Annotated in this window: 9 protein-coding genes and 1 pseudogene; 7 read left to right on the top strand and 3 right to left on the bottom strand. The window is 72.7% G+C overall.

Annotation, left to right across the window (positions count from 1 at the left end):
- The 4 genes and pseudogenes from D455_RS34275 to D455_RS0122175 all read left to right on the top strand — a co-directional run.
- A pseudogene (locus tag D455_RS34275) lies at positions 1–281 on the top strand (serine hydrolase); the annotation flags it as partial.
- A gap of 117 nt (positions 282–398) precedes the next feature.
- A complete protein-coding gene (locus D455_RS0122185; RefSeq protein ID WP_017572883.1) occupies positions 399–1,352 on the top strand; it encodes a DUF5996 family protein in 954 nt (317 codons plus the stop codon).
- A gap of 208 nt (positions 1,353–1,560) precedes the next feature.
- Positions 1,561–3,939 (top strand): molybdopterin oxidoreductase family protein, encoded by a 2,379-nt coding sequence (locus D455_RS0122180; RefSeq protein WP_026122873.1) that lies wholly within the window; start codon positions 1,561–1,563, stop codon positions 3,937–3,939.
- Positions 3,936–4,409: a hypothetical protein gene (locus D455_RS0122175; protein ID WP_017572881.1), complete on the top strand. Its 474-nt coding sequence runs from the start codon at positions 3,936–3,938 to the stop codon at positions 4,407–4,409. Before D455_RS0122180 ends, D455_RS0122175 begins: the two co-directional genes overlap by 4 nt.
- 39 nt (positions 4,410–4,448) lie before the next feature.
- Here D455_RS0122175 and D455_RS0122170 read toward each other — a convergent pair whose 3' ends face one another.
- Positions 4,449–5,714 (bottom strand): FAD-dependent oxidoreductase, encoded by a 1,266-nt coding sequence (locus D455_RS0122170; protein WP_017572880.1) that lies wholly within the window; start codon positions 5,712–5,714, stop codon positions 4,449–4,451.
- A gap of 285 nt (positions 5,715–5,999) precedes the next feature.
- Here D455_RS0122170 and D455_RS0122165 point away from each other — a divergent pair, with 285 nt between their 5' ends.
- The gene (locus D455_RS0122165; RefSeq protein WP_017572879.1) at positions 6,000–7,589 is read left to right on the top strand and encodes an FAD-binding oxidoreductase; all 1,590 of its coding nucleotides are present in this window, start codon (positions 6,000–6,002) and stop codon (positions 7,587–7,589) included.
- A 218-nt stretch (positions 7,590–7,807) separates the two neighbouring features.
- Here the strand turns inward: D455_RS0122165 and D455_RS0122160 are convergent, their stop codons facing one another.
- The gene (locus D455_RS0122160; RefSeq protein WP_017572878.1) at positions 7,808–8,212 is read right to left on the bottom strand and encodes a hypothetical protein; all 405 of its coding nucleotides are present in this window, start codon (positions 8,210–8,212) and stop codon (positions 7,808–7,810) included.
- A 68-nt stretch (positions 8,213–8,280) separates the two neighbouring features.
- Positions 8,281–9,051, bottom strand: coding sequence for a L,D-transpeptidase (locus D455_RS0122155; protein ID WP_017572877.1), 771 nt, complete (start codon positions 9,049–9,051; stop codon positions 8,281–8,283).
- A 201-nt stretch (positions 9,052–9,252) separates the two neighbouring features.
- On the opposite strand from D455_RS0122155, the gene D455_RS0122150 reads away from it, so the two are divergent.
- Together D455_RS0122150 and D455_RS0122145 are read left to right on the top strand one after the other, a co-directional pair.
- The gene (locus D455_RS0122150) at positions 9,253–9,966 is read left to right on the top strand and encodes a response regulator transcription factor (protein WP_017572876.1); all 714 of its coding nucleotides are present in this window, start codon (positions 9,253–9,255) and stop codon (positions 9,964–9,966) included.
- Positions 9,950–12,027, top strand: a 2,078-nt coding sequence (locus tag D455_RS0122145; RefSeq protein ID WP_017572875.1) for an ATP-binding protein, incomplete at its 3' end; no start/stop codon positions are given. The genes D455_RS0122150 and D455_RS0122145, both read left to right, overlap by 17 nt.

Genomic DNA, 12,027 nt, shown 5'->3' with positions numbered 1-12,027 from the left:
GAGCGGCCCGCCGCGCCGGCCGCCCCTGGTGGCGGATCGGCCTGACCGCCGCGCCCTACCTGGTCCCTCCGGCGCTGCTGCCGGGCCTCAACAGCGCGATCACCCTCGTCATGGGCGGCAGGGAGGGCACGTGGCTCCAGCGCTTCTACGGCATACCCGCCGAACTGACCTTCCTCGCCGTGGCCGCCCTGGCCAGCCTGGCGGTCCTCTCCGCCCGGACCGTCGCGCTGGTCCGGACCCGGCGCGGCGGACGCCACGGGCGAGGGGAGCGAGCCGCCTGACGGGACCGTGCGCCGGCCCGGGCGTGTGCTCCCGCTCTCCGCGTCCCTGCGCGGTGATACTCGGAGCGAGCACAGCCATCGGTACCGACACGGGGCCGCGAGCCCGGAGGACGTTCCATGACGAGCAGTCAGCAGACCCCGGCCGGAGCGGACCGGGGCTGGCCGAGCCTGGCGGTGGACGAGTGGACCGCCACCCGGGACACGCTGCACATGTGGACCCAGATCGTCGGCAAGGTCCGCCTGGGCCTGGCGCCGATGGTCAACCACTGGTGGCAGGTCCCGCTGTACGTCTCCCCGCGGGGGCTGACAACCTCGTCGATCCCCCACGGCACGCGCCTGTTCGACATGGAGTTCGACTTCGTCGACCACCAGCTGCTCGTCCGCTCCAGTGACGGCGGCCAGCGCCGGGTGGCCCTGGAGCCCAGGACAGTGGCCTCGTTCCACCGCGAGACCATGGCGGCGCTCGCCGAGCTCGGTCTGGAGACGCCGGTCTGGCCCCGGCCGGTCGAGGTGGACCGCTCCGTCCCGTTCACCGAGGACACCGAACTCCGCTCCTACGACCCCGACCACGCGCACAGGTTCTGGGGCCAGCTGGTGGCCGCCCACCGGGTGCTCGGTCGGTTCCGGTCCCGGTTCGTCGGCAAGTCCAGCCCGGTGCACTTCTTCTGGGGTGCCATGGACCTGGCCTGCACCCGCTTCTCCGGGCGCGCCGCCCCGCGGCACCCCGGCGGCGCGCCCAACTGCGGCGACTGGGTCATGGTCGAGGGCTACTCCCATGAGCTGGCCAGCTGCGGCTTCTGGCCGGGCGGCGGCGGCGAGGGCACCTTCTACGCCTACGCCTACCCCGAGCCCGACGGCTACGCCGGGCACCCCGTGCGGCCCGAGGGGGCCTCCCACAGCGCCGAACTCGGCGAGTTCGTCCTGCCCTACGAGACCGTGCGCACCGCGGACGATCCCGAGGAAACGTTGCTGGAGTTCTTCCAGAGCACCTACGAGGCAGCCGCCGAGACCGCCGGCTGGGACCGCGGGGCCCTGGAGGACGATCCGGACCGGCGCGCCGCGCCCCGCTGACGACGGCCCGACCGGCCCGGGGCGCCGCCCCGTGGGGCCGTGGCCGCACCGGGTCGACCGCCGTTTACGCGCTCCCCCCACGGGTAGCGGCGACCACGCGTTCACACTGCGGTGAGAGGGGGTGGCGCCGGTGGCGTCGAAGGACCGGATCGCCGAGCCATGGGGGTCGCGTACCCCGTACGGGCCCGGCGAGGAGTGGCCGACCAGGGTGGACAGCCATCTGGCCGAGGGGGTGGAACCCGACCAGGTGGACCGCTGGGTGCGGTCCGCGACGATCCTGCACTCCAACGGCGACGCGCTCGACATCGCGGTCAGGGACGGCCGGATCGTGGGTGTGCGCGGCAGGGAGGCCGACCGGGTCAACCACGGACGCCTCGGCCCCAAGGACCTCTACGGGTGGCAGGCCAACCACTCGCCGGACCGGCTCACCCGGCCGCTGGTCCGGCGGGACGGTGAACTGGTCGAGACCGACTGGGACACCGCGATGGACCTGGTCGTGCGGCGCAGCAGGGAACTGCTCGACGAACAGGGAGCCAGCGCACTGGGCTTCTACACCAGCGGACAGCTCTTCCTGGAGGAGTACTACACGCTCGCCGCCATCGGCCACGGCGCCATCGGCACCAACCACATGGACGGCAACACCCGGCTGTGCACGGCGACCGCGGCGGCGGCGCTCAAGGAGTCGTTCGGCTGCGACGGGCAGCCCGGCTCCTACACCGACGTCGACCACGCCGACGTCATCGCCCTCTACGGGCACAACATGGCCGAGACGCAGTCGGTGCTCTGGACGCGCGTGCTCGACCGTCTGGCCGGACCCAACCCTCCCAAACTGCTCTGCGTCGACCCCCGGCCGACCCCGGTGGCGCGGGAGGCCACGCTGCACCTGGCGCCGCTGCCGGGTACCAACGTCGCGCTGATGAACGGCCTCCTGCACGAGATCATCCGCCGGGACATGGTCGACCACGACTACGTCGACGCACACACGGTCGGCTACGACGAACTGGTCGAGCTGGTGGCCGAGTACACGCCCGAGCGCGTCGCCGACGTCTGCGGTGTGCCCGCGGAGCGGATCCGCGAGGCCGCGGAACTGCTCGGCGGCGCCGAACGGCTGCTGTCGACCGTGCTCCAGGGCTTCTACCAGTCGCACCAGGCGACCGCCGCGTCCGTGCAGGTCAACAACATCCACCTGATCCGCGGCATGATCGGCGGGCCGGGCGCGGGCGTCCTCCAGATGAACGGGCAGCCCACGGCGGAGAACACGCGTGAGTGCGGCGCCGACGGCGATCTGACGGGTTTCCGCAACTGGAGCAACGACGCCCACGTCGCCGACCTCGCCGCGGTGTGGAACCTCGACCCGATGCGGATCCCGCACTACACGCCGCCCACCCACGCGATGCAGATCATGCGCTACGCCGAGAAGGGGTCGATCCGGTTCCTGTGGATCAGCGCCACCAACCCGGCGGTGTCGCTGCCCGAGCTGGCGCGGATCCGCGCGCTGCTCGCCCAGGAGGGCCTGTTCCTGGTGGTGCAGGACATCTTCATGACGGAGACGGCCGAACTCGCCGACGTGGTGCTCCCCGCGGCGACCTGGGGCGAGAAGACGGGCACGTTCACCAACACCGACCGCACCGTGCACCTGTCGGAGAAGGCCGTCGACCCGCCCGGCGAGGCCCGGCCGGATCTGGACATCTTCCTGGACTACGCGCGGCGGATGGACTTCCGCGACAGGGACGGGCGACCCTTCCCGCAGTGGCACGACCCCGAGTCGGCCTTCGAGGCGTGGAAGCGCGCCAGCGCCGGCCAGCTGTGCGACTACACCGGCATGACCTACGACAAGCTGCGCGGCGGCAGCGGCGTGCAGTGGCCCTGCAACGCCGACAATCCGGACGGAACCGAACGGCTCTACGCCGACGGCCGTTTCTGGGCCTCCCCGGACAGGTGCGAGAGCTACGGACGCGACCTGGTCACCGGCGCGCCGCTGGAGCCGGCCGAGTACAAGGCGATGAACCCCGACGGCAGGGCGATCATCAAGGCCGCCGAGTACCTGCCTCCGCACGAGGAGCCGAGCGAGGAGTACCCCTTCGCGCTCATCACCGGCCGTACGCTCTACCACTTCCACACCCGCACCAAGACCGGTCGGGCCCCTCAGTTGCAGAAGGCGGCCCCCGAGGTCTGGGTGGAGCTGTCTCCCGACGACGCCCGGGAGGCCGGTGTGTCCGAGGGCGACCACGTCGAGGTGGCCTCGCCGCGCGGCGTGATCCGGGCGCGGGCGCGGATCAACGCGATCCGTTCCGGGGTGCTGTTCGTTCCGTTCCACTACGGCTACTGGGACGGACTGACGGACGAGGAGGTCGGGCGGAGGGACCGGGCGGCCAACGAGGTCACCGTCACCGACTGGGATCCGGTGTCCAAGCAGCCCCTGTTCAAGACCTCGGCCGCCCGGCTGCGACTCGTGGGCCCCGGCGGCGGGGCACCGGCGCCCGCGCCGACGACGACCGCGTCCCGACCGGTCGGCGCCGGGACGACCGAGACCGTGGGCGGCCCCGACGCCGCCTCCGAGGAACACGTCACCGGAGGTGCGCGATGAGGATCGGTGTGGCGCTGCGCGAACTGTACGACTCGGAGAGCGCCCTGGCCGGTGAACTGCTCAGGCTCGCCGACCGGCACGCCGAGGAGCAGGAGATCCACCACGTGGCGCGGGACCTGGTCCGCTGGTCGCGTGAGCACGTGCGCGAGATCGTCGGGGCCGGGTCCCGCTACGGCCTGGACCTGGGGGAGCCGAACCTGGAGAACCCGGAGCCGCCCACCGAGGAGGCGGGCGAACTGCCGGGCGACGACTCCGATCCCGAACTGCTGCTCCTGGCCGACCTGCGGCGGCTGTACCGGATGGCCGCGGGCGTGTCCCTGGACTGGGACCTGCTCGGCCAGGGCGCGCAGGCGGTCGCGGACGCCGACCTGCTCGCGCTCACCAAGCGGTGCCACCCGCAGTCCCTGCGGCAGATGAAGTGGGCCGACGCGATGCTCAAGACGGTCTCACCCCAGATCCTGACGAGCTGAGGACCGCGTGCCCCGGCGGCGCGTGGACGGCCGTCGTGCTCAGCGTCCGCCGAGGTCGGCGAGGTCGGCGAGGACCGCCGCGGCGGCCCGCTCACCGCTGACCAGGGCGCCCTGGAGTGAGGGGGTGTCGCGGTGGTCCCCCGCGACGTAGAGGCCCTCCTCCAGGCAGGCGGGACGGCGCAGGTCACCCATGGGAGGCGGAGCCGCGGGCAGGGCGTCGGGGATGTGCACCGTGTCCAGGTGCTCCCAGTCCCCGTCGCCGGTGCCCAGGATCCGGGCCGCCTCGGCGCGCACCTCGGCCTCGGCGGGCTGGTCGGGGCCCACGGTGGAGGAGGCGATCAGCGCCCGGCCGGGCGGGGCGTAGGACGGGGCGGTGGCGGTCATCACCATGACGCTGGTCAGCTTGGTCCGACCGCGTCGGGAGCGTCCGTCCACGTGGAGGAGCGGGTCGTCGTCCGGGCCGGCGGGTCGGGAGTGGAAGTAGGTGGTGGCGGGGTTGAGCACCGGCGCGGGCAGCGACGGCAGGAGCCGGGGCACCGCGCCCGGGCCGACCGCGACCACGACGGCACGGGCCCTCACGGTTCCCGCCTCTGTGCGCACCAGCCCCGGCGCCACCTCGTGCGCGGGCGTCCCCAGCAGGATCCGCGCGTCCCCGGCCCGGGCCGCGAGCTGGTCGGAGACGGCCTGGACACCGGCCTCCGGAACGGTCAGGCGGCCCCGCGCGAAACTGCGCCAGACGAGGTCGTTGACGCGGCTGGACGTGCTCAGTGACTCGTCGAGGAAGACGCCGGTGAGGAAGGGGCGCACCAGGGTGTTCACGGCCCGTTTGCCCAGGCCGCGCCGTCGCAGCGCGGTGAGGGTGTCGGTCTCGGGGCGGGCCTTGATCCGGTCGGCCGGTTCCAGGGCGTCCGCGGCCACGACGCCCAGCAGGCGGAAGAGGTCGGAGGGCCGGACGAGCGCCCCGGACAGCAGGGACAGCGACGACATGACCCCCGAGGGGGACACGTGCAGGCGCAGCCGTCCCCGGTCGGTGCGCACGGCCATTCCCTTGGGGAAGGCCCTCAGACGCAGGGCGTCCAGGTCCAGGCGGCGGCGGACCGCCGGATAGGCGGTGTTGAGGACCTGGAAGCCGCGGTCGAGCACGTAACCGTCCCGCACGCTGCTGCGGACGCGTCCCCCCACGGTCTCCTCGGCCTCCACGACGGTGACGTCGAGCCCGGCGGAGGCGAGGTCGGCGGCCGCGACCAGCCCGGACACCCCCGCGCCCACGACCACGGCGTCGCAGCGCTGCGGCAGTTCAACCATGGCGTCAGCCTAGGTCAGCCGCCCCCGCGGAGCCCGGACGCGGACCGGCGAGCCGCGCCGGGCCGCCGGAGGTCCCCCCCGCTCCGGGAACGCCCTCCCACGCTGGTGGCGCCGCGTGCGGGGGATGCCCGTACGCACGAAATCCCGTTTCGGCGGCGGGAGCATCCCTCTTACGGTCCACCAACACCGTCCGTAACCCTGGAGAAGGGGCTGATTACTTTTCGTGCCCGATCACGTTGGGTAGTTTCGCGGTGTCCCGTTCTCCTCCCGGCACAGGCGGCACGCATGACCCATGGCCACGGCATCCCTCCCCTGACCACCATCACTCCCTCGGACAAGCGCTATCCCGCGCTCAACCGGGGGTTCAACCAGCGCTGGATCGCACGGCCCGACTACGTCCGGATGGTGGGCTCGCCCGAGGGCGCCGCCCGCGCCCTGTCCGAGGCGGTCAACCAGGCCCCGGAGCACCCGGGCCGCACGCGCGTCACCGTGCGGTCGGGCGGCCACTGCTACGAGGACTTCGTGTGCGGTGAGGACGTCCGCGTGATCCTGGACGTCAGTCCGATGTGCGGGGTCTCCTACGACCCCGCGCTGGAGGCGTATTGCGTGGAGGCGGGTGCCACCAACTGGCACGCCTACAGCCACCTGTACCCGCTCAGCGGGAGGGCCCTGCCCGGGGGTTCCTGTTACTCGGTGGGGATGGGCGGACACATCACCGGCGGCGGCTACGGCCTGCTCTCCCGCCAGCAGGGGCTCACCGTGGACTACCTGTACGCGGTGGAGGTGGCGGTGGTACGCCCCGACCGCTCGGTCGAACTCGTCCTGGCCACCCGGGACGACCCCGATCCCGACCGCCGCGAGCTCCTGTGGGCGCACACTGGGGGCGGTGGCGGCAACTTCGGTATGATCACCCGCTTCTGGTTCCGTGACCTGCCCGAACCCCCGTCGAACGTGCTCCTCACCGGCCTTTCCTGGAAGTGGTCCGACTTCACCAAGGACGACTTCGCCGCCCTGGTCACGGCGTACGGCGAGTACTTCCGCGACCACCAGGACCCGGAGGAGCCGTCCGGGAAGCTGTTCGCGATGCTCAAACTCAACCACGTGAGCAACGGGGAGATCGGCCTCGTCGCCCAGGTCGACGCCGACGATCCCGGGGGCGAGCGGGCCATGAAGGAGTTCCTGGAGGCCGTCGACGGCCGCATCAAGCCGAAGTCCGGACAGATGTCGGCGCCCATGGGGGAACACCCGCCGGTCCAGGGGCTGCGGACGCCCCGCCGGCTGCCCTGGCTGACGGCCACGCAGGCGCTGAACGGCTCCGGCGAGAACCGGTGCGGCAAGTACAAGTCGGCCTACCTGCGCAAACCCTTCAGCCGGGCGCAGATCGAGACCATGTGGGCCTACCTGGGCAAGGAGCACTACACCGACTACGTCAACAAGGAGGCCCTGATCCAGGTCGACTCCTACGGCGGCGCCGTCAACCAGCCGCCGAGGGAGACGGCCGTGGCCCAGCGCGACTCCGTCCTGAAGGTGCAGTACCAGGTCTACTGGAAGCGCGTCGAGCCCGAGTCCGCCGTGGAGAAGCACATCGCGTGGATCCGCGACGTCTACCGCAAGACGTTCGCCTCCAGCGGAGGGGTCCCCGCGATCAACGACGCCACCGACGGCTGCTACGTCAACTACCCGGACGTCGACCTGAACGACCCGTCCTGGAACCACTCCGAGGACCGTTGGTCGAAGCTCTACTACAAGGACGACTATCCCCGGTTGCGGAGGGTCAAGGAGCGCTGGGACCCGCTCAACGTGTTCCGGAACCAGCAGTCGGTCGAGCCGCCCACGCGGTCGGAGGGCTCCGGAGGGGGTTCCGGGGCCTCCTGAGCCGGACCTCCGGTCGGCGGCGCCGGTGGGTGGGTCCCATGGTGCGCGGGCCGGGCATCCCTTCCGCGCGGTTCCTCCGGTGCCCGGTCCGCCCGTGCGGGGTTCCGGTCCCGCCGTCGGGGTCCCCGCACGGAAAAGGGGCCCGCCGCGTGTGCGACGGGCCCCGGACGCCCGCGGTGTCACCCCGTGCGCGCCACGGGGCGGTACCGAGGGGCGGCTCAGCCGGTGTAGGTCGGGTCCATCTCCACGGGGGCGGGAGCCTGGGCCTCCTCGATCGCCTCCCGCTCGGCCTCCGTCATCTGGTCCCCGCGCTCCTCCTCAGCCGTCTCTTCCCCGTCCTGGGGCGGTGCGGGTTCGGGGTCCTCCTCCCGCGGGGGCGCGATGTCCCCGAGGTCCTCACACGGCAGACCGCTCTCCGCCGCCTCGGGGTCCTCACACGTCAGGCCGCTGTCCTCCTCGCACGGCGAGCCGTCCGCGCCCGGTCCGCCCTGAGGCGGAGCGGCCTCCCCCACGCAGTCGACCGGGGGTCGGGGTTCGGCCGCGTCGTCCGCCGACGCGGGGGCGGCGCCGAACAGGGCCGTCGCCGCAACACCGGCGATGAGCAGGTAACTCTTCAAGCGCATGTCGGTCCTTCTGTCTGGTTCGTGTGCGCGGGAAGCCGCCCCGCGCGGCGGCCCGGAGCCGGGCGTCCTCACGCGGAGATCTCGACCGGGGTGCCGATCGGCAGGTTCTCGGCCATCCAGGTGATGTCCTCGTTGGACACGCGGACGCACCCGTGGCTGACCTGTCGGCCCAGGGCGTCCTCGTCGTTGGTGCCGTGCACGGCGAGCTGGCCGGGCCCGCCCGCGAACGTCTCCAACGTCTCGGAGAACCCGCTCAGGCCGAAGGCGTAGACCCCGTAGGGCCCCTCCGGGTCCGGCGGCTGGAGCAGTTCGGTGAAGTAGTACCGGCCGGGCGGGGTGGGGGTCTCTCCCTCCCCCGTGCCGATCACCCCGGCGCGCACCTCCTCGTCACCGTCGAAGACGGTGAACGTGAAGTCGCCGAGGTCGACATCCAACCGGTACGACGTGGACGTCAGTTCCACCTCGTCGCTCCTGATCCAGCCCGTGCTGCCGTTCGGCCGGACCGGCAGCAGCACCTCCAGCCACTCCCCCTCGTTCCGTTCGACCAGGAACGTACGGTCCACTCCGAAGTCGTTCGGGCTGGCGAGGGTGTGCAGCACCTCGTCGCCGCCGGGCTCGGCGTGGACGTCGATCCCGCCACCGACGACCGTGGCGATCCTCGCGCCGTCGGTTCCGTCGCCTTCGGCGGCGGTGTCGGCCGCCGACTCCTCCTGTGCCGAGGCTTCGTCCTCGGCGGGAGCGGACGAGCAGGCCGTGAGCGCGGCCAGGGCCGCGACGACCGCGAGTGACGACAGGACCCGCGCGGGTCCTGAGGGCATCGTGGGGCGCATGGGATCCATCCGGCTTCGTTCGGGAAGGCGTCCGGCGTGCTTGTGCTGCGTTCCGGACGATCCGAACACTGGCGGACGAATGTGAAGAACCTGTGTGCCCGTCGTGTGTGTCCCGTGTGGTGACCTGGGACGGCTCCGAGCGCCCGGTCGGGAGCCTGTCACCGGCACGTACGATCGAGCCGCATCAAGGCCCCCAGGGGCCGTGAGCCGATGGAGGTCACCGTGGCGCATGTGCTGGTCGCCGAGGACGACGTCAACCAGGCCGACCTGATCCGGCGGTACCTGGAGCACGAGGGGCACTTCGTCCGCGTCGTGCACGACGGGCGCGCCGCGGTCGCGGCACACCACCGTGAGCGTCCCGACCTGGTCGTCCTGGACGTGATGATGCCGGTCATGAGCGGCCTCGACGCGTGTCGCGCCCTGCGCGCCGAGTCCGACGTGGCGGTGCTGATGCTCACCGCCCGTTCCACCGAGGACGACCTGCTGACCGGGCTCGACCTGGGCGCGGACGACTACGTCGCCAAGCCCTACAGCCCGCGTGAGCTCATGGCCAGGGTGCGCACGCTGCTGCGCCGGTCCCGCAGGGACCCGGAGGACGCGGACCGGGTGCTGCACGCGGGTCCGGTCGCCGTGGACCCGTCACGCCACGCGGTGCGGGTGGACGGCGCCCCGGTGGAGTGCACCCCCGCCGAGTTCCAGCTGCTCGCGGCGCTCGCCGCCCAACCGGGCCGGGTCCTGTCCCGCGCCCAGCTGCTGGAGCACATCCACGGCATCAGCCGGTTCATCACCGAGCGCACCATCGACGTGCACGTGAAGAACCTCCGCCGGAAGCTGGAGCCGGATCCGCGCAGGCCGGTGCGGTTGGTGACCGTCTACGGCGTCGGCTACAAACTCGTCGGGACCGCCGATGGCCGCTCGGCGTAGGGGCGCGCTGCGGCACAGCCTGCTGGCGCGCATGCTGGCGAGCTCGGTGCTGGTGGCGGTCTGCTCGATCTCCGCGACGACGTGGCTGACTGTGCAGAGGACGTCGGAGTCGCTCACCGTGCAGCATGGGGAGACGCTGGCCGTGGACACCCGCATCCACGACACGCTCGTCGCCTACGCCGCCACCCACCCCGCCTGGGACGGCGTGCGCGAGACGGTACGGCACCTGTCCGAGGAGACGGGGCGCCGGATCGTCCTGACCACCGAGAACCGCGGACTGATCGCGGACTCCGCGGAGGAGGCCCGGCCGCTCCCGCCCCGGACGACGTCGGTGGTCGACCCGCTGGCGGTGGACGTCACCCTCGCCCCGGACGTCACCGGACGCATCGACCCCCGCGCCGTGGGGCCGTTCGCCCTGTCGGACGAGGAGGCGGCCCCGCTGCTGGACGTGGCCACGGCCGGCAAGGAGTGCCTGGTCGGGAGGTACGGCGTGGACGCGGAGGTGGTGGTCGGACCGAGCGGGCGGCCCGTCGTGACCGGTGCTGGGCTGGACGCGGCCATGCGGGCGGACTGCTGGCTCGGACGGCTGGAGGAGCCCGCCGAGAGCGAACGGGAGGCGTTGGAGGAGCTGAACCAGCTGGTCCGGAGCTGCCTCGGCGTCGAGGACCTCGAGGAGGGGGTACCGGCCGAGTTCCGGATCGACGGGGTCACGGGGCTCCCCACGGCGTTCTCCCGGGTTCCCGCGTCCGGTTTCCCGCCGCCCGCTGACGAGGCACGTGCTCCCCGGGACCCCGTGGCTCCGCAGGACGACCCCTCCGAAGGCGGCGGGCCCGTGGACGGCACCGCGTCCCCCTCCGCCCCGCCGGAGGACGGCGGAGGGGGGACGGCCGGGGACGGGAGCGAGGAGTCCCGGCCCCAACGGCCCCCGCAGGCACCGGTCGACCAGGAGACGGGGACGGTGGTACAGCCGCCCCGGGAGACCGACCGGGACCCGGAGTACCCGCTCCCCGCGCCGGAATCCGGCGTGGCCGACCCCGAGGAGGACCCGGAGGCCCCTCCCGCGCCGCCGCGGTTCGACGCACGCACCTCCGCCTGCCTGGACTCCGCCCGGCGCGAGCAGCTCGATCCGTACGTGGCTCCGGCCGCGCTGCTGTTCATCGACGATCCGGAGCAGGAGTCGGCGGGCGTCATGCCGCTGGCGGGCGAGAGCCTGGTGCGGGTGTTCGGCGTGGTGTCCCTGGTCCTGGTGCTGACGGTGGTGGTGAGCGTGGCGGTGTCCGCCCGGCTCGTCCGACCCGTGCGCGCGTTGACCGACGCCGTGCGGCGGATGCGCGAGGGGCAGGGGAGTTCGAGGGTCACTGTGCGCGACTCCGGTGAGATCGGGCAGTTGGCGGACGCGTTCAACGAGATGGCGGAGCACCTGGAGCGGCTGGAGGACCAGCGCAAGGCGATGGTCAGCGACGTCTCCCACGAACTGCGGACGCCGCTGAGCAACCTGCGCGGCTGGTTGGAGGCGGCCCAGGACGGGATCGCCGACCTGGACCGGGACCGGATGGGGATGCTGGTCGGCGAGACGCTGCTGCTCCAGGACATCGTCGACGACCTCCGGGACCTGGCCCTGGCGGACGCGGGCAAGCTGCGGCTGTCGCCGGAGCCGGTGGACGCGGGCGCCCTCGTGGAGCAGGTGGTGGACGGGCAGCGGCTGCGGGCCGGGGAGTCCGGGCTGCGGCTGGTCGCGGAGACCGAGGACGTGGTGGTCGTCGCCGACCGGACGCGGTTGGTGCAGGTGGTGGGGAACCTGTTGGGCAACGCGCTGCGGCACACCCCGGCGCCCGGGACGGTCACCGCGGGGGTGCGGCGTTCGGGGGACGAGGTGGTCGTCGAGGTGGCGGACACCGGTGTGGGCATCCCGGCGAGGGACCTGCCGCACGTGTTCGACCGGTTCTGGCGGGCGGAGAAGTCGCGCAACCGGCGCACCGGCGGCAGCGGGCTGGGGCTGGCTATCGTGCGCAACCTGGTGGAGCTGCACGGCGGGACGGTGGCGGTGGACAGCGTCCTCGG

The organism is Nocardiopsis halotolerans DSM 44410 (assembly GCF_000341065.1).
Taxonomy (GTDB): domain Bacteria; phylum Actinomycetota; class Actinomycetes; order Streptosporangiales; family Streptosporangiaceae; genus Nocardiopsis; species Nocardiopsis halotolerans.
This window is presented reverse-complemented; position numbering and strand designations above follow the sequence as displayed.

Coding starts and splice junctions, on each gene's coding strand:
- D455_RS0122160 (WP_017572878.1), bottom strand. CDS start 8,212: ATGCGCTTGAAGAGTTACCTGCTCATCGCCGGTGTTGCGGCGACGGCC.
- D455_RS0122155 (WP_017572877.1), bottom strand. CDS start 9,051: ATGGATCCCATGCGCCCCACGATGCCCTCAGGACCCGCGCGGGTCCTG.
- D455_RS0122175 (WP_017572881.1), top strand. CDS start 3,936: ATGAGGATCGGTGTGGCGCTGCGCGAACTGTACGACTCGGAGAGCGCC.
- D455_RS0122170 (WP_017572880.1), bottom strand. CDS start 5,714: ATGGTTGAACTGCCGCAGCGCTGCGACGCCGTGGTCGTGGGCGCGGGG.
- D455_RS0122150 (WP_017572876.1), top strand. CDS start 9,253: ATGGAGGTCACCGTGGCGCATGTGCTGGTCGCCGAGGACGACGTCAAC.
- D455_RS0122165 (WP_017572879.1), top strand. CDS start 6,000: ATGACCCATGGCCACGGCATCCCTCCCCTGACCACCATCACTCCCTCG.
- D455_RS0122185 (WP_017572883.1), top strand. CDS start 399: ATGACGAGCAGTCAGCAGACCCCGGCCGGAGCGGACCGGGGCTGGCCG.